The organism is Dermatobacter hominis (genome assembly GCF_020715685.1).
GTDB classification, from domain to species: Bacteria; Actinomycetota; Acidimicrobiia; order Acidimicrobiales; family Microtrichaceae; genus Dermatobacter; species Dermatobacter hominis.
Map to the genome: position 1 here is coordinate 4230885 of NZ_CP085840.1, position 17327 is coordinate 4248211.

Annotated in this window: 12 protein-coding genes; 8 read left to right on the forward strand and 4 right to left on the reverse strand. The window is 74.0% G+C overall.

Going from position 1 to position 17327, the window contains the following annotated elements; all coding sequences use genetic code 11:
- Positions 1-5: 5 nt before the first annotated feature.
- Positions 6-3629: a methionine synthase gene (gene metH, locus LH044_RS19765; protein WP_227757360.1), complete on the reverse strand. Its 3624-nt coding sequence runs from the start codon at positions 3627-3629 to the stop codon at positions 6-8.
- Positions 3630-3728: 99 nt separating this feature from the next.
- On the opposite strand from metH, the gene LH044_RS19770 reads away from it, so the two are divergent.
- Together LH044_RS19770 and LH044_RS19775 are read left to right on the forward strand one after the other, a co-directional pair.
- Positions 3729-4307, forward strand: coding sequence for a cob(I)yrinic acid a,c-diamide adenosyltransferase (locus LH044_RS19770; RefSeq protein ID WP_227757361.1), 579 nt, complete (start codon positions 3729-3731; stop codon positions 4305-4307).
- Between the two features lie 92 nt (positions 4308-4399).
- Positions 4400-5923, forward strand: coding sequence for a leucyl aminopeptidase (locus LH044_RS19775; RefSeq protein ID WP_227757362.1), 1524 nt, complete (start codon positions 4400-4402; stop codon positions 5921-5923).
- A gap of 15 nt (positions 5924-5938) precedes the next feature.
- Here the strand turns inward: LH044_RS19775 and LH044_RS19780 are convergent, their stop codons facing one another.
- Positions 5939-6517, reverse strand: coding sequence for a hypothetical protein (locus LH044_RS19780; protein WP_227757363.1), 579 nt, complete (start codon positions 6515-6517; stop codon positions 5939-5941).
- 192 nt (positions 6518-6709) lie between these two features.
- Between LH044_RS19780 and LH044_RS19785 the strand changes: the two genes are divergently transcribed.
- The 4 genes from LH044_RS19785 to moeB all read left to right on the forward strand — a co-directional run bounded on the left by LH044_RS19785 (position 6710) and on the right by moeB (position 10632).
- Positions 6710-7705 carry a hypothetical protein gene (locus LH044_RS19785; RefSeq protein WP_227757364.1) on the forward strand — a complete coding sequence of 332 codons (996 nt, stop codon included), beginning with the start codon at positions 6710-6712 and terminating at the stop codon, positions 7703-7705.
- The gene (locus tag LH044_RS19790; protein WP_227757365.1) at positions 7702-8463 is read left to right on the forward strand and encodes a nucleotidyl transferase AbiEii/AbiGii toxin family protein; all 762 of its coding nucleotides are present in this window, start codon (positions 7702-7704) and stop codon (positions 8461-8463) included. The genes LH044_RS19785 and LH044_RS19790 overlap by 4 nt, the downstream gene beginning before the upstream one ends.
- Before the next feature lie 11 nt (positions 8464-8474).
- Positions 8475-9296: an SIR2 family NAD-dependent protein deacylase gene (locus tag LH044_RS19795; protein ID WP_227757366.1), complete on the forward strand. Its 822-nt coding sequence runs from the start codon at positions 8475-8477 to the stop codon at positions 9294-9296.
- 157 nt (positions 9297-9453) lie between these two features.
- Positions 9454-10632 carry a molybdopterin-synthase adenylyltransferase MoeB gene (gene moeB / locus LH044_RS19800; RefSeq protein WP_227757367.1) on the forward strand — a complete coding sequence of 393 codons (1179 nt, stop codon included), beginning with the start codon at positions 9454-9456 and terminating at the stop codon, positions 10630-10632.
- Between the two features lie 37 nt (positions 10633-10669).
- Here the strand turns inward: moeB and lhgD are convergent, their stop codons facing one another.
- Together lhgD and LH044_RS19810 are read right to left on the reverse strand one after the other, a co-directional pair.
- On the reverse strand, positions 10670-11869 hold the full coding sequence (gene lhgD / locus LH044_RS19805; protein ID WP_227757368.1) for an L-2-hydroxyglutarate dehydrogenase: 1200 nt from the start codon (positions 11867-11869) through the stop codon (positions 10670-10672).
- A 59-nt stretch (positions 11870-11928) separates the two neighbouring features.
- On the reverse strand, positions 11929-13446 hold the full coding sequence (locus LH044_RS19810) for a lipopolysaccharide biosynthesis protein (protein ID WP_227757369.1): 1518 nt from the start codon (positions 13444-13446) through the stop codon (positions 11929-11931).
- A gap of 188 nt (positions 13447-13634) precedes the next feature.
- Here LH044_RS19810 and LH044_RS19815 point away from each other — a divergent pair, with 188 nt between their 5' ends.
- Positions 13635-15431, forward strand: a complete 1797-nt coding sequence (locus LH044_RS19815) for a hypothetical protein (RefSeq protein WP_227757370.1) — start codon at positions 13635-13637, stop codon at positions 15429-15431.
- A 49-nt stretch (positions 15432-15480) separates the two neighbouring features.
- Positions 15481-17286: a glycosyltransferase family 2 protein gene (locus LH044_RS19820; RefSeq protein WP_227757371.1), complete on the forward strand. Its 1806-nt coding sequence runs from the start codon at positions 15481-15483 to the stop codon at positions 17284-17286.
- The last annotated feature ends 41 nt before the right edge of the window (positions 17287-17327 follow it).

Consider the following 17327-nt stretch of genomic DNA (forward strand, 5'->3'; position numbering starts at 1 on the left):
CGGCGCTAGCGGGCGACGAAGTACTTCGCCCGGGGGTGGTGGCAGATGATCGCCGAGGTCGTCTGCTCGGGCTGGTACTGGAAACCGGTGTCCTCGTCGCAGATGACGCCGATGCGGTCCGCCCCGAGCAGCTCGGCGACCTTCTCGTTGTCCTCCAGGTCCGGGCACGCCGGGTAGCCCCACGAGTACCGGCCGCCCCGGTAGCGCTGGCGGAACAGCCCGTTGAGCGCACCCTGGTCGGGCGCCGTCGCGTCGGCCCCGGTGGGGTCCTCGTCGGCGAAGCCCCACTCCTCGCGGATGCGCCGGTGCCAGTACTCGGCGAGCGCCTCGGCCATCTCGACGCCGAGGCCGTGGAGCAGCAGGTAGTCCTGGTACTTGTCGGCGGCGAAGAGCTCGGCGGTCCGCTCCGACACCGGGGCTCCCATGGTGACGATGTGGAAGGCCGCGTAGTCGAGCTCGCCGTCGGTGCCGTCGGGGTTGCGCAGCGGCCGGAAGAAGTCGGCGATGCACAGGAACGGCGCCTTGCGCTGGCGCGGGAAGGCGAAGCGGGTGCGCTCGGCCGAGCGGGACTCGTCGGTCCAGATCACGAGCTCGTCCCCGTCGGCGTTGGCGGGGAAGTACCCGTACACGACCTGCGGGACGAGCAGGCCCTCGGCCTTGGCCGCGGCGAGCTGCTCGCGGAACATCGGCCGCAGCCGCTCCTTGAACTCGTCGTCGGTCTCGACCGTGCCGTCGGGCCGGGTCTCGGGCCGGAACTGCCACTGGTTGCGGTACAGCGCCGTCGGGTTCACGAACGCCGCGATGTCGTCGACCGCCAGGCCCTTCACGACCTGCGAGCCGGTGAACGGCGGCTGGAAGACCGGGTTGTCGGTCATCACCTCGGGCGAGCGCGCCGGGAGCTCGACGGCGTCGTCGGCCTGCTGGTGCGTGGTGCGGGCGGGGATGTCGCGCCCGCCGGGCTCGCGGCCCCACGCCGGGTCGTCCTCGCCGCCACGGCGGATGTCGCCGAGGCGGTCCATCACGCGGAGGCCCTCGAACGCGTCCTTCCCGTAGAAGAGCCGCCCGTCGTAGACCTCGCGCAGGTCGCGCTCGACGTAGGTGCGCGTGAGCGCGGCGCCGCCGAGCAGCACCGGGATCTCGGCCAGGCCGCGCTCGTTCAGCTCCTCGAGGTTGTCGCGCATGATCAGCGTCGACTTCACGAGCAGACCGGACATGCCGATGGCGTCGGCCTTCACCTCGAGGGCCTTGTCGATCATCTCGGTGATCGAGATCTTGATGCCGAGGTTGTGCACCTCGTAGCCGTTGTTGGTGAGGATGATGTCGACGAGGTTCTTGCCGATGTCGTGCACGTCGCCCTTCACGGTGGCGAGCACGATCCGGCCCTTGCCCGAGTCGTCGTCGGCCTTCTCCATGAACTGCTCGAGGTGGCCGACCGACATCTTCATGGTCTCGGCCGACTGGAGCACGAAGGGCAGCTGCATCTCGCCGGTGGCGAAGAGGTCGCCGACGACCTTCATGCCGGCGAGCAGGACGTCGTTGATGATGGCGAGCGGGCTGAGCCCGGCGGCCATCGCCTCGTCGAGGTCGGCGACGAGGCCGTCGCGGTCGCCGTCGATGATCCGCTGGCTGAGCCGCTGCTCGACCGGCCAGCCGCTGCGGTCCTCCTGGACGGCGGTGGTGACCTGCACGTCGGAGAAGACCTCGAGCAGCTTCGTGAGCGGGTCGTACGAGGCGTCGCCCCCGGACAGCGCGCCCTCGGTGCCCCGGCGGTCCCAGATCAGGTCGAGGCAGACGTCGCGCTGCTCGTCGGGGATCCGGCTGAGCGGGATGATCTTCGACGCGTGCACGATCGCCGAGTCGAGCCCGGCCTGAGTGCACTCGTGCAGGAACACGCTGTTGAGGACGTGGCGCGCGGCGGGCGAGAGGCCGAAGCTCACGTTCGAGAGGCCGAGGGTGGTGTGCACCCCGGGCAGCTCGGCCTTGATCCGGCGGATCGCCTCGATCGTCGCGATGCCGTCACGGCGCAGGTCGTCGTCGCCGGTCGAGAGCGGGAAGGTCAGCGCGTCGAAGATCAGGTCCTGGGGCTCGAGCCCGTAGCGCTCGACGGCGAGGTCGTGGATCCGGTGGGCGACCCTCATCTTCCACTCGACGTCGCGGGCCTGGCCCTCCTCGTCGATGAGCAGGCAGATGACGGCGGCGCCGTAGGTGCGGGCCAGCGTCATCACGCGGTCGAAGCGGGAGCCCTCGCCCTCGCCGTCCTCGAGGTTGCCCGAGTTGAGCACGGCGCGGCCGCCGACCCACTGCAGACCGGCCTCGATGACCTGCGGCTCGGTGGAGTCGAGCACGAGCGGCACCGAGCTCTGCGTGGCGAACCGCTGCGCGATCTCGTCCATGTCGGCGGTGCCGTCCCGGCCGACGTAGTCGACGCAGACGTCGAGCACCGCCGAGCCCTCGCGCACCTGGTCCTTGGCCATCTGCACGCAGGTGTCCCAGTCCTGGGCGAGCATCGCCTCGCGGAACTTCTTGGACCCGTTGGCGTTCGTGCGCTCGCCGATCAGGATGAGGTTGGTCGAGCTCGTCGGCGCTCCCGACCCGGCCCCGCCGTCGTCGGCGGTGTCGTCGCCGAGCGCGACCGGGGAGTAGATCGACGCCAGGCCGTGCTCGAACCGGGGCGTGCGCACGGCCGGGGTGGTCTCGGCGACGGCCGTCGACAGCTGGCGGATGTACTCGGGCGTCGTGCCGCAGCAGCCGCCCACCACGTTGACGCCGAACTCCTCGATGAACCGGCGCTGGTGCGCGACGAAGTCCTCGGCGGTCAGGTCGTAGTGCATGTGGCCGTCGACGACCGACGGCAGGCCCGCGTTCGGCAGCACCGAGATCGGGATGCGCGAGTGCTGGGAGAGGTGGCGGATGTGCTCGCTCATCTCCTCGGGGCCGGTGGCGCAGTTGATGCCGATCACGTCGGGCCGCATGGCGTCGAGCGCCACGAGCGCGGCGCCGATCTCGGTGCCCGGCAGCATGCGGCCGGTCAGCTCGATCGTCACCTGGGTCTGGATCGGGACCTCACGGCCGACCTCGGCCATGGCGGCCCGGCAGCCGTTCATGCCGGCCTTGATGCCGAGGAGGTCGAACTGCGTCTCGAGCAGCAGCAGGTCGACACCGCCCTCGAGCAGGCCACGCGCCTGCTCGGCGACCTGGTCGCGCAGCTCGGCGTAGCGGACCTGGCCGAGGGACGCGAACCGCGTGCCCGGGCCGATCGAGCCGGCCACGAACCGGGGCCGCTCGGGGGTCGAGAACTCGTCGGCGACCTCCCGGGCCAGCGACGCCGCCATCCGGTTGAGCTCGACGGTCCGGTCCGCCAGCCCGTACTCGTTGAGCGTGGCGCGCAGGCCGCCGAAGGTGTTGGTCTCGATGACGTCCGCGCCGGCCTCGAGGTACTCGGCGTGCAGGCGCTTGATGAGCTCCGGCCTGGTCTCGACCAGGATCTCGGGGCAGCCCTCGAGCTCGGGAGTGCCGTAGTCCTCCATCGTGAGGCCCTGCTCCTGCAGCCAGGTGCCGGCGGCGCCGTCGTAGACGAGCACGCGCTCGCCGATCGCGGCGAGGTACGGGGAGGTGGAGGGCGCAGTCATAGGTGCCGACGATGGTACTTGCCGGTCCCAGGCACCCCCTTGCCGGTATCGCGCACGGGCCGGGCGGGCCGTCGGGTCGTCGGTAGGCTCCTGCCCGGCATGGACATCTACACGCGCACCGGCGACGACGGGACGACCGGCCTCCTCTACGGCGGTCGCGTCCGCAAGGACGATCCCCGGCCCGTCGCGTACGGCGAGATCGACGAGGCGCAGGCCGCGATCGGGGTGGCCCGGGCCCACGCCGCGGCCTCGGTCCCGGGCGGCGCCCACGTCGCCGACTCGTCCGACGAGCTCGTCGAGCTGCTGATCGGCCTCGAGCGCGACCTCTGGGTGGCCATGGCCGAGCTCGCCACCGCGCCGGGCAACCGCCACAAGCTGTCGGCCGGCACGTCGCTCGTCACCGCCGACATGGTGTCGTCGCTCGAGGCGGCGATCGACGACGTCACCAGCCGCTTCGAGGCGCCGCGCGAGTTCGTCGTCCCCGGCGAGACCGTCGTCGGAGCGCACCTCGATGTCGCCCGCACGGTCGTGCGCCGGGCCGAGCGCTCCGCGCTCGCCGCCGCCGACGAGGGGTCCCAGGTGGGGCCGTACCTCAACCGCCTGTCCGACCTGCTGTGGGCGCTGGCCCGCTGGCAGGAGGGCTCCTCCCGCACCACCCGCTCGGTCGACGGCGCCTGACCGGCGTCGCTCCCCAGGGGACGCGGCTGCCCGCCCCCGCCCGTCCGACCGGCCCCAACCGAAACCGCTCGCACCGACCCCGGAGGTCAACCGTGTCCGATCCGATCGACGTCAAGGTGGCCAAGGCCGCCCCCGCCGGCGCCACCGCCGTGGCGGTCGGGGCCCACAGCGATCGCCTGAACCGCGTCCCCGGCGTCCGCAAGGCCGCCCTCGACCGGGTCGGGTTCACGGGCGCGGTCGGCACCGCCGCCACCTTCGACGACGGCGAGCGCGCCACGGTCGTCGTGGGGCTCGGGCCGTCGGGCGCCACCGGCAGCGCGGCGACCGACGCCCTGCGCCGGGCCGGCGCCGCGTTCGTGCGCGCCGTCCCGAAGCACCGGCGGGCCGCGTTCGAGCTGCCCGCCGACCTCGAGCCCGAGCTCGCCGTCGCCACCAGGGCGCTGACCGAGGGCCTCGTGCTCGGCGCGTACCGGTTCGACGACCTGCGGTCGCCCGACAAGGTCAAGCCCGGCCTGGCGACGGTCACCCTGGTCGTCGGGGACGACAACGCCGCCGTGCGCACCGCGCGCGACGGCGTGGCGACCGGCGCCGCGGTTGCCGGAGCCGTGTCCTTCGCCCGCGACCTCGTCAACACCCCCGGCGGCACGCTGACCGCCCCCGAGTTCGCCGAGCGCGCCGCGGCGCGGGCCGAGGAGGTCGGGGTCACGGCCGAGGTGCTCGACCTCGACGCCATCCGCGAGGCCCGGCTCGGCGGCCTCGTCGCCGTGAACCAGGGATCGACGATCGAGCCCCGGCTCGTGAAGCTGACCTACGAGCCCGAGGGCGCCGGCGCCGACACGCCGACCGTCGCGCTCGTCGGGAAGGGCATCACCTTCGACTCCGGCGGCCTGTCGCTCAAGCCCGCCGCCTCGATGATGGACATGAAGGACGACATGGGCGGCGCCGCCGCGGTCATCGCCGCCATGACCGCCCTGCCCGCCCTGGGCGTCGACGTCCGGGTCGTCAGCTTCACCCCGATGACCGACAACATGGTCAACGGGCAGGCGCAGCGGCCCGGCGACGTCTACACGGCCCGCAACGGCACGACGGTCGAGGTGCTCAACACCGACGCCGAGGGCCGCCTCGTCCTCGGCGAGGCCCTGATCCTCGCCTCCGAGGAGGAGCCGGCCGCCATCGTCGACCTCGCCACGCTCACCGGCGCGTGCCTCGTCGCGCTGGGCGACCGGATCGCCGGCCTCATGTCGAACGACGAGGACTTCCGCGCCACCGTGGCCGACGCCGCCGCCCGGGCGGGGGAGCGGGTGTGGCCGCTGCCGCTGCCCGACGACTACCGGCCCCGCCTCGACAGCCAGGTGGCCGACATCAAGAACATCTCGGCCCAGCCCTGGGGCGGCACGCTGACCGCCGGGCTGTTCCTCCGTGACTTCGTCGGCGAGGGCATCCCGTGGGCGCACCTCGACATCGCCGGGCCGGCGTACCTGCAGGAGCCCGACGGCGAGCAGTCCAAGGGCGCGACCGGCTTCGGCGTGCGCACGCTGCTCGCCCTCCTCGAGGGGTGGGGCGCCGAGGACGGCAACGACGTCGACGACGAGGTCGAGACGCTCGGCCTGTCCTGAGCGGCTCACCGCCGCTCAGGCGCGGTCTCCGCTCGGCGCGGGGTCCGGCGAGCGCTCGCGGCTGCGGACCCAGTCGGCGTGGAGCCGTCGTTGCACGGCCGGCAGGTGCTGGAGCTGGCGCGCCGCCAGCAGGGGCAGGTGCGTGCGCACCTCGATGCGGCCGGGGGTCGGGCGCCGCAGCATGCCGAACCCGACGGCCCGGTTCACGGTCCGGTTGATCGGCGCGTTGCGACCGGTGCCGCGGCCGAGCCCGAGGGCGAGCGCGGTGTCGGCGACGCCGACCCGGAAGCCCTCGGGCCGCTCGGCGAGCCCGCGCGCGAACCGGCGCAGGAGCAGCACCGTGCTCGGGCCGAGGATGCCGAGCCAGAAGCGCTCGACGTACGGATCGCGCGGGTCGACGCCGCGGGTCGCCAGGTCGGGGTCCCACCACGGGAGGACGGTGAAGTGCGTCGGCTCGGGGTCCGTCGTGGCGGAGCCGGGCCTCGTGGTGCCCGCCTCGTGGGCCCTGAGGGGATCGGGGTTGACGGGATCGTGGGCGGCGGGATCGGGGATGGCGTCGGGGGCGGGTGACCGGTCGACGAGCTCGGTGTCCATCTGGGGGCGCTCCTCCGGAGACGGGTCTCGGGGCGGCGGGGAAGCGCTTCGACCCTCGCACCGCCGGGCCACCCGTGTCACCGGGGACCGCGCCCCGGTCGTTCGGCGTTCGTGGCGTCACGAACGACGTGACGGCGCGGGCGCAGCCGGACGCCGGTGCGCCGACGGTCGCACTGCGGTACGCTGTGTTCGATGTTCGTGACGTCACGAACGCCCGTCGGCCGTGAGCTGGCCGAGGCGCTGCGCGCCGCCGGCCTCGAGGTCCGCGCCCCGAAGGGGCGGCTGGCCGTCGACGGCGTCGTGATCGACCTGCCGGTGGTGGAGCGCAGCCACCCGCACCCGGGCGAGCTGGCCACGCTCGTCGAGGCCGGGACGGGGGAGGGCGACGGCCCCGGCATCGTCGTGGCGGACCGGATCAGCGCGTCGGGCCGCGACGTCCTGCGTGACGCCGGATGGTCGTGGCTCGATCGACGGGGCCACCTCCGGATCTGGCAGCCGGGGCTGCGCGTCGAGACCGAGGTCGCGCTCGGCGGCTCCGACGCCCGTGGGGCCACGTCGTCGCCGTGGACGCCGGTCGGCCTCGAGGTCGCGCTGCACGCGCTGTGCCACCCCGGCGAACCGGTCCGCGCCCGGTCCGTCGCCGCCGAAATCGGCCGGAGCGTCGGCGGCACGCAGGAGATCGTCGGCCGCTTCACCGAGCAGGGCCTGATCGGTCGGTCGGGTCGCCTGCCCCTGCTGCCGGACCTGTTCTGGGAGACGTCGGCCCGCTGGCCCGATGACGACTGGACGCCCGTGCCGGCCGAGCTGCACGAGGTGGTCGACGTGCTGGGCGGCGACGCCCTCGTGCGGGTCGACGAGCGCGCGGCCACCCTCGGCGGGGCCCGCATCGCGGCCGCCGCCGACCTGCCCGCCCGCTGCTACGTGCACGGCCGCGCCGCGCTGCGCCGAGCCCGGGCGGCGCTGGGCACGACCGGCACGGCCCGGACGTTCCTGCGGCTCTCGCCGGTCCGGTGGCTGCCCGAGCTGGACGCGTACGGGCCCGACGACGAGCACCCGTGGCACGTCGCCGCGCCCATGGTCTGCGCGCTGCGCCTGGCGCGCGACCCCGCCCGCGGGCGCGAGATCGTCGAGGACTGGGGCATCGTGCCCGGCGAGGCGACCGATGACGACGAGGGCTCGGCGCCGTGACCGCACCGGTGGTGCTGAGCGGCCGGCCCGACGGCACGACCGCCCGCTCGGTCGACGTGCTCGCCGGGCTGCCGCCCGAGTTCCGCCTGATCGGCGGGCTGGCGGTGCTGTGCCGGGTGGGGGTGCCGCACCGGGCGACGGTCGACCTCGACGCGCTGGCGCGCGGCCTCGACTCCTACGACCCGGAGCTCCGGTCGGCCGCGCTCAGCGCGCCCGGCGGCGGCCAGTACCTGATGGCCGGCCGCCTGGAGCTCGACGTGATCGACGTGGGCGAGTCCGATGCGCAGGACCTCGTCGACCAGCTGCTCGCCGCGGGAGAGCCCATCACCGACCTGGAGCTGAACGCCGTCGCCCACACCTGGGCCCACGACGTCGCCACCCCGCTCGACCTCGTCGTCGTGTCCGAGGCCGACGGGACGCGCCTGGCGGGCGCGTCCGACCGTCTCGTGGCCAGCCCCGGCGGCCTGGTGGCGATGAAGGCCACGACCGTGCCGCTGCGGGCCAGCTCCAAGCCCGAGAAGCGGGCGAGCGACCTGTACGACCTCGGGCGGCTGCTGACGACGACCACGTCGTGGGCGGGGGAGCTCGACGCGGCCCCGGTCGAGCTGCGGGACCACGTGCGGCGCCGGGTCCACCGCTGGTTCGTCGACCCCGCCGGGCGCGACCGCACGTTCCGCGACACCCGCCGGTTCGACGAGGTGCGCCTCGACCTCGACGACGTCGCCGACGCGGTGCAGGACCACTGGCCGGACCCGTAGGGTCCGCACCGGTGGAACGCACAGCGCCCGACGAGCCCGAACGAGCCGGACCCGGCCGAGCCGTGCCGGAGGGGACCGACCCGGAGCAGGAGCGGGCCCGAGAGCTCGTGGCCGGTGCGACCCGGGTGGTGGTCCTGACGGGGGCGGGCATCTCGACCGACTCGGGCATCCCCGACTTCCGGGGTCCGAACGGCGTCTGGACCCGTGACCCGGAGGCGGAGCGGCTGTCGACGATCGACGTCTACCTGTCGGACCCCGAGGTGCGGCGCCGGGCCTGGCTCCGCCGGCTCGACAACCCGGCGTGGGTGGCCGAGCCGAACGCCGGTCACCTCGCGCTGCGCGAGCTCGACCGCCAGGGCCGGCTCCACCTGCTGGTCACCCAGAACATCGACGGCCTGCACCTGGCGGCCGGCCACGACGTCGAGGACGTCGTGCAGGTCCACGGCTCGCTGCCCGAGGCGCACTGCACCGCGTGCGACTGGTCGGGGCCGACAGAGGAGGTGCTCGACCGGGTGCGCGCCGGCGAGGCCGACCCGCCGTGCCCGGAGTGCGGCGGCATCATCAAGCCGCGCGTCGTGTTCTTCGGCGAGGAGCTGGTGGCGCGCGACGTGGAGCGGGCGTTCCGCGCCGCCGAGGAGGCCGACCTCCTGCTGGCGGTGGGCACGACGCTGGCCGTCCACCCGGTCGCCCGGATGGTCCCGATCGCGGCGGGCGCCGGCGTGCCGATCGTCATCGTGAACGGCTCGGAGACCGAGATGGACTTCCTGGCGTCCGCCGTGGTCCGCGGGTCGATCAGCGAGGTCCTCCCGGACCTCGTCGCGCCGGCTCGCTGATCGAGCCGCAGGTTTCTGAGGTCGGGATCGCGACAAGGGATGTCGCTGTGCACCCCTATATCTCGCGGGGCCGCCTTTCGGGAATGTTGACCACTTCGGTAGGGTTTTCCCCGGTGAAGCGCACGTCCGTGCGGTCGATCGACACTGGAGTTCGAAGATGGCGAGTTTCCGGGACCTCCTGAACCAGGCGAAGTCCGAGATCCGCGAGGTCACCACCGCGGAGGCCGAGGAGCTGGTCGAGGGCGGTGCGACGCTGCTCGACGTCCGCGAGGCGGACGAGTTCGAGCAGGGCGCGGTGCCCGGTTCGGTGTTCCTGCCCCGCGGCCACCTGGAGAGCCAGGTCGAGGGCAAGCTGACCGACAAGTCGACGCCGGTCGTCGTCATGTGCGCCGGCGGCGTCCGCTCGGCGTTCGCGGCCCGGACGCTGCAGGAGCTCGGATACGACGACGTCGTCTCCATGGCCGGCGGGTTCAACCGCTGGAAGGACGAGGGCCGCAACTGGCGCACGCCCGAGGTCCTCAGCCCCGAGCAGCGCAACCGCTACAGCCGCCACCTGCTCCTGCCCGAGGTGGGCGAGGAGGGCCAGCAGAAGCTGCTCGGCGCCAAGGTCCTGCTGCTCGGCGCCGGCGGCCTCGGCTCGCCCGCCGCGCTCTACCTGGCCGCGGCCGGTGTCGGCACGCTCGGCATCGTCGACATGGACGTCGTCGACGACTCGAACCTCCAGCGCCAGATCCTCCACAACGTCGACCGGGTCGGCGAGCGCAAGGTGGACTCGGCCAAGAAGACGCTGACGCTGCTCAACCCCGACGTGAACGTGATCGCCTTCGACGTCCGCCTGGACGCCTCGAACATCACCGACATCATCAGCCAATTCGACATCGTCGTCGACGGCGCCGACAACTTCCCGGTGCGCTACATGCTGAACGACGCGTCGGTGAAGCTCGGGATCCCGGTCGTGCACGGCTCGATCTTCCGCTTCGAGGGCAACGTCACCGTGTTCGACCCCAAGCACGGCCCGACCTACCGGGACATGCTCCCCGAGCCGCCGCCGGCCGAGCTGGCCCCGAGCTGCGCCGAGGCGGGCGTGCTGGGCGTGCTGCCCGGCATCGTCGGCTCGATCCAGGCGCTCGAGGCGATCAAGCTCATCCTCGGCATCGGCGACCCGCTCATCGGCCGCTACCTCGCCTTCGACGCGCTGGACATGGAGTTCCGCGAGTTCAAGATCCGCAAGGACCCCGAGAACCAGATCACCTGGGAGAACCGGGACCAGATCCAGGTCGTCGAGCTCGAGGGCCACTGCCAGCCGGCGCCGCTGCAGGCGCCCGCCTCGGCCTGATCGACCGACCCGCACATGAACTGACAGCCAGTTCGCCTCAGAGGTGATCGGCGAGGCGGCGGGCGACCTCGGCACCGATCTCGAGCGAACTCGTCGCCGCAGGCGACGGCGCGTTGAGCACATGCAGCTCGCCGGGCCGCTCGACGATCAGGAAGTCGTCGACGAGCTCGCCGTCGGGCAGCACCGCCTGGGCCCGCACGCCCGAGGGTGCCGGCACGAGGTCCTCGGCGGTCAGCTCGGGCACGAGCCGCTGCAGGCTGCGCAGGAAGCGCGCCCGGGACGCCGACCGCAGCACCTCGGCCGCGCCCTGCCGGGCGTGGCGGCGGGCGAGGTGCCGGAACGCCGGCGAGCGCAGCGTGTCCCACAGCTCGCCGGGGCGGACGTCGCGCCAGCGGTAGCCCTCGCGCGACAGCGCGAGCACGGCGTTCGGGCCGGCGTGCACCGACCCGTCGACGCCGCGGGTCAGGTGGACGCCGAGGAACGGGAACGCGGGGTCGGGCACGGGGTAGATCAGGCCGCGGACGAGGTGGCGGGCCTCGGTCCGCAGTTCGAGGTACTCGCCCCGGAACGGGACGATCCGGGCCGCCGGGTCGGCGCCGGCCGCCCGGGCCACGAGGTCGCTCTGGAGCCCGGCGCAGTTGACGAGGGTCCGGGCCCGCACGTCGCCGGTGGTCGTCGCCAGCCGGTGCACCCCGCCGACCGCGACCGCGGCCGTCACGCGGCATCCGGTGCGGACCTCGCCGCCCGCCGCGACCACGTCGGCGGCGAGGTGGCGGGCGACCCCGACGAAGTCGACGATGCCGGTCTCGGCGACGTGCAGCGCGGCGGTGCAGTCGACGTGCGGCTCGAGCTCGGCGGCCTGCGCGGCGTCCATGCGCCGCAGGGTCAGGCCGTTGGCCCGCCCCCGCTCCTCGAGCGCCGCCAGGCCCGCCAGCTCGTCCTCCGACGTCGCCACCACGAGCTTGCCGGTGATCTCGACCGCCACGCCCCGCTCGCGGGCGTACGCCGCGATCGACCGGCTCCCGGCCCGGCAGAGCCGGGCCTTGGCCGATCCCGGCCGGTAGTAGAGGCCGGAGTGGATGACCCCGCTGTTGCGACCCGTCTGGTGGCGGGCGACCTCGGGCTCCTTCTCCAGCACCACCACCCGCCGGCCCGGACGGTCGACGAGCAGGGCCCGGGCGGTGGCCAGGCCGACGATCCCGCCGCCGACCACGGCGACGTCGAAGGGGGCGGTCATGCGGGGCGGTCCGGCCGGTCCACTCGAGTGGGGGTGCGGGGGTCGGACGGCGACGGCGGTCAGAGGGCGGGCGTCTCGGCCCGCAGCTCGTCGGGGTGCTGCAGCTCGCGGTGGACGAGCACGGCCACGAACGCGCACGCGACGAGCCCCGCCGCGACCATGCCGAGCTCGACCCGCAGGAACAGGTCGCGCCCGTTGGTGGCCACGATGGCCAGGAACGCCGCGGTCGCCAGGCCCCACGGCCAGCCGGTCTGGCGCTGGTGGTGCAGCGCGATCTGGGCCTGGTTCAGCGTGAGCGCGGCGGTCATCAGCATCGAGGCGAGCGTCAGCAGGGCCATGTCCCGGGCGCCGAGGAGCGCGAACTCCTCGCCGAACAGGATCCGCACGGCGAGCGGGCCGAGGGCGGCGGCGCCCACCACCGCGATGCCCGTGCAGGCGGCCATCGCCACGTTGAGGCGGCGGAGGTCGCTGCGGAACCCGGTGAGGTCGCCGAGGGCGGCGAGCCGTGAGAGGCGGGGGAGCACGATCGCCTGGATGGCTTGGAAGAGGAAGAGCGGGATGCGGGCGATGACCAGGCCCGACAGGAAGATGCCGGCCTTGTCGGCGTCGACCCGGCTGCCGATGACCTCGATCGCGACGGTGCCGATGTTGATGGCCAGCGCGCTGAGGAACGACGTCAGCAGCAGGAAGCCCATCGAGGCCGACAGCCGCCCCCACGGCGGGGCGACGTCGGGGGCGCCGGCCGCACAGGTGAACGTCGTCTCGGTGATGTCGACGGTGCCGACCGGGGAGCGCCCCGGCGAGCGGCGCCGGCGGTGGCGCAGGCAGGCCCAGGCGACGGCGATGCCGACGTAGGCGCTGCCCGACACGATCAGGCCGTACGCCGACGGGTGCAGGGCGCCCCACCACAGCAGCCCGACGCCCGGGATCGCCTTGCCGAGCGCATCGGCCGCGAACATCAGCCCGTACCCGTGGAACCGGTGCTCGCCGGACAGCACGCCGCGCAGCACGAACATGAGCCACACGCCGACGAGCCCGAACAGCAGCAGCCAGACGAAGGCGATGTCGCCCCGGAACAGCGAGTCCGCGATGTGGTCGCGGGCGACGACGCCGGCGAGCAGCGCCACGACCAGCACGGTGGCGGAGGCGAGCGTGACCCGGTGCACCAGCGAGTTCCACCCGGAGCCCCGGGCCGCCCGGGCGGCGATCGACCGCGACAGCTCCTGCTCCACGGGGATGAACAGGCCGTTGCCGACGAGGAACAGCACCACCCACAGCACCGAGACGATGGCGAACTTGTCGGGCCCGAGGTCGCGGCCGGCGGCGGACAGGAAGACGTAGGAGGCGACGCCGTCGAGCAGGAGGCCGAACGTGAGCGACGACCGACCGCCGACGATGGCGGACCGGATCCAGGCCGCGGGGCCCTGGGGGAGCCGGGGTGCCGGGACGTCGAGGGCGGGCTCCGGTCCGAGGATGCCGTCGGGGGTCAGCTCGATGCCGGGGCGGTGGGTGTCGGCCGAGTCGGCGACGGTGGCGGCACGGCCCCTCGACCTCCCTCCTGCCTCCCGTGCATGCACCCTTGGAGCCTACGCACAGGTGCCCTCCGGACGGCGCACTCGGCGGCCGGACGCCGCACACGGGTGAGGCGGCGCTGCCCCCGGGCCGTCCGGCGTGCCGCCGGTCAGGGGCCTTTGCCTCCGCTCGCCGGGCCGAATCCCCCGTCGAGCGCTCAGTTGCGGCGCCCTCCCCGCCGATAATGGGTCGCATGGGACGTCGGATCAGGATCCTGCTGGCCACCGCGGTGCTCGTGGTCGCGCCGACCTCGGCCGTCGGCGTGCTGGTCACGCCCACGCCGGTCGGGGCCCAGGCGGCCACCGTGGCGCCGGGTCGCAGCAGCCTGGTCGCGCCCAACGACTACTTCACGTCGATGTGGCACGACCCCCTCGACTTCAACAACCCCGAGGACTTCGACACGACGCCCAACCACATGGTCATGGGCGGCTCCTCGAACCTGGCCTTCGGGAGCCTCAACGTCAGCGGTGCCCAGCAGGTCTTCCTGCTCCGCTCGGACCCGGGGTCGTACCCGACGAGCGCGACCCGCGACCCGCGGAGCCGGCCGCTCGACGCCGCCCGCTTCCGCCGCGTGACGTTCCGGATGTACTCGGACCGCAACACCGACGGCGCCATCTACTTCCGGCAGTGCAACAGCTGCGCCGACGGGCTCAAGTACGTCCGCATCCGGGCCGGCTGGCACAGCTACGACCTCGACATGACCGGCCCGTGGGACATGGACGGGCTCGAGTCCTCGTCGCTGCCCCCCGTCCGCGGCGCGGCGTGGGGCGGCTGGATCGAGATGATGTGGATGGTCACCAGCTACGACGCCGGCAACCTCCCGAACCTCTCGATCGACGACATGCGGATCGTCGAGCCCACCGCCGACCTGCCGCTGAACCTGAACGCCGGATCCGGTCAGGTCGACCTGTGGATGGACCTCGACGGCAACAGCAGCAACGACGGCTCGCCGGGTCCGGCCACCCAGTCCGCGTCGCGGGTCGGGACGGTAAACGCCACCGGCCTCGTCGGCCTCCCGAGCGGCATCCTGCGCCGCGGCGAGACCGCGCGCTTCTACACGGTCCGCAACGGCGTGCGGTCCGGCCTCTCGTCGCCGGTCACGATGCCGGCCAACTCGATGCCGTCCCCGCGCGTCCTCACGCCGTGGGAGGGCGGCGGCGAGGACTGGGCGACCACCGTCCGGTGGGACCCGTGGGACATGGACCAGCCGAGCGACGTCGCCGCCGTGCGCAACGCCGGCGCGGTCTTCAACTGGGGGATGCTCGGCGGCTGGACCACCGGCCCGGTGCCGAACGACCCCGCCGTGGTGCTGAACACGAACGGCAAGCCGATCGACGGCCAGCTGTTCCACAAGATGGCCATCACGATCAACTACGACGGGCCGTGGGGCCTGCAGGACGGCCCCGGCGGCGGCATGGTCGGCCGCCTGATGTGGAAGCCGTACGGCTCGGCGCCGCTGCAGATCTCCGACGACCTCGTGCTGCGGACCGGTCGCGCGACCTACTACGTCGAGATGCGGCCGTGGCCGCCGTGGGCCGTGCTCGAGCCCGGTGCCAACGCCCAGCCCATCGGCTGGGGCACCGGCCGGGCCACCTGGCTCACGAGCGTCGAGTTCCACCCGCACGAGGACCGCGGCGGCCGGACCTGGCAGATCGAGGACGTCAAGCTGCTGCGCAACGACTACGTCGACCTGCGCTACGGCGGCTACGACATCAAGTTCATCGACGACGCCTGGGCGCCCGGCACGACGGCCGACATCATCGCCGACCCGGACCGCAACCCGTACAACGCCGGCTACGTGGTGCTCGCCACCAACGTGCCGGTGGGCGCCGGCATCAACACGTTCAAGTGGAACGGCTGGCCGGCGGGCCCGGGCACCTACAACATCGCCGTGGTCATGCGCCGCGGCGGCCAGCGGGCCGACAGCTACTCCAGCGGCCAGCTCGACTACGGGCCGGCGCCGGCGCCGTGGCCACCGTCGGTCAAGTGAGCCGACCGCGCTGAGCTGAGCCGGGCGGGCCACCGCTACCGTGGCGCCGATGGCGTCGGACCGCGAACCGTTCGTGCGCGTCGTGGTCCTCAACTGGAACGCGGCCTGGTACACGCGCCGCTGCGTCGAGTCGCTGCTGCGGACCGAGCACCCGCCCGACCGCTTCGAGGTCGTGATCGTCGACAACGGGTCGGTCGACGGCTCGGCCGAGCGGCTCGCCGACTGGTTCCCGCAGCTGCGCCTCGTCCGCAACGGCGCCAACCTCGGCTTCGCCGAGGGCTGCAACCGGGCCATGCGCGACCGCGACGGGGTCGACCTCGTGGCGCTCGTCAACAACGACGCCACCGTCGAGCCCGGCTGGTTGCGACCGCTGGTCGACGCCGTGGCCGAGGACGCCCGCATCGGCGCGGCGGGGGCGCGGCTGCAGCTCGAGCCGGGGTTCGTCCCCGTCGATGTCCGCGCCGCCGGCACGGCCACCATCGGCCGGGCGCTCGTCGACGGCGCCGACGTCGGCGCCGCGCTCCGCTTCGACGGCGTCGAGGCGGTCCACGACGCGGCCTGGCCGCTCGACGTCACCCACCGCGTCGTCGCCGGCGAGGGCCGTCTCTGGGTGCCGGCCGGCGCCGGAGCCCGCCGCCTGGAGCTCGAGCTGGCCGGCGACGGCGAGGTCGCCGTCACCTGCGGGGCGACGTCGGCCACGTCGCCCCGGCCCGGCGTGGTGGCGCTCGACCTGCCACCCGAGCGGACCATCCTCGTCAACGGCATCGGCACGGCCCGCAACGAGCGGGCGGAGGGCTACGACCGGTGGTACGGCACGCCGGTCGAGGAGCTCGGCGACGCCGCCACCGAGGTCGTGGACGTCCCCGGGTTCTGCGGCGGTGCCGCCGTGCTCCGCTCCGAAATGCTCGACGAGGTCGGCGTCTTCGACCCGCGGCTGTTCGCCTACTACGAGGACACCGACCTCTCGTGGCGTGCCACCCGCGCCGGCTGGCGGATCGTGGCGGTGCCCGGCGCCGTCGTCGACCACGCCTTCGGCGCGTCGGGCGGGAGCCGGGCGGTGGGGTTCTTCCACCTCGACCGGCGGAACTGGTGGCTCACCGCCGACCGCAACGGCTCCGACGCCGAGCGCGCCGCCGTGCGCGAGGAGGTCGGTTCCTCGCTCCGCAAGGCGGTCCGGGCCAACGTCGCCGCCCGCCTGAAGCACGGGCGCCCGCCGTCGTTCGAGCTGCTGAGCTCGTGGGCGCGCATCGTCGCCGACCACCGGTCCGAGGTCCGGCGTCGGGCCCGCTCCGCGGGCGTCGGCCCCGTGGGGGCCCGGGCGACCGACGACGTGGTCGGCCGGTTCCAGCCGGCCATGCGCCCCCGGCCGCCGTCGTCGCGGCCCTGGGGGCCACGGCTGGTGCTCCTCGACGCCTCGGGCATCGCCGCGCCGGGCGGGACCACCGCGGTCGCCGGTCCCGCGGTGCGGGGCGTCCTGCGTTCGCTGCTCCAGGACCACCCCGAGCTCGACGCCGTCGCGGTGCGGCGCGACGCCGAAGGGGTCGCGGTGGCCGGGCCACCGGTGCTCGCCGCCCTGCTCGACGTGCCCGGCGGACCCCAACCGGTCGATGCGCCGATCCGGCTCGAGGACCCGCTCGCGGTCGGTCCGCTGCTGTCGCTGCGGTGGGCGCCCGCGCCGCTGGGGTCGCCCGGCGAGGGCGTCGTGCACGTCACCGAGACGTCCCGAGCGGAGCGTGGCGCGCCGTCGGCGACCCGGTCGTTCGAGGTGGAGGAGTCCGGTCCTGCGTCGTGGCCCGAGGTCGCCGCGACGGTCGCCCGGTGGCTGGGTGACGCCGCGCTGACCGCCTCGGGGTGAGCTGCGCGCGCCGCCGGGTCGGCCGCGCGCGGTGCGTAGAC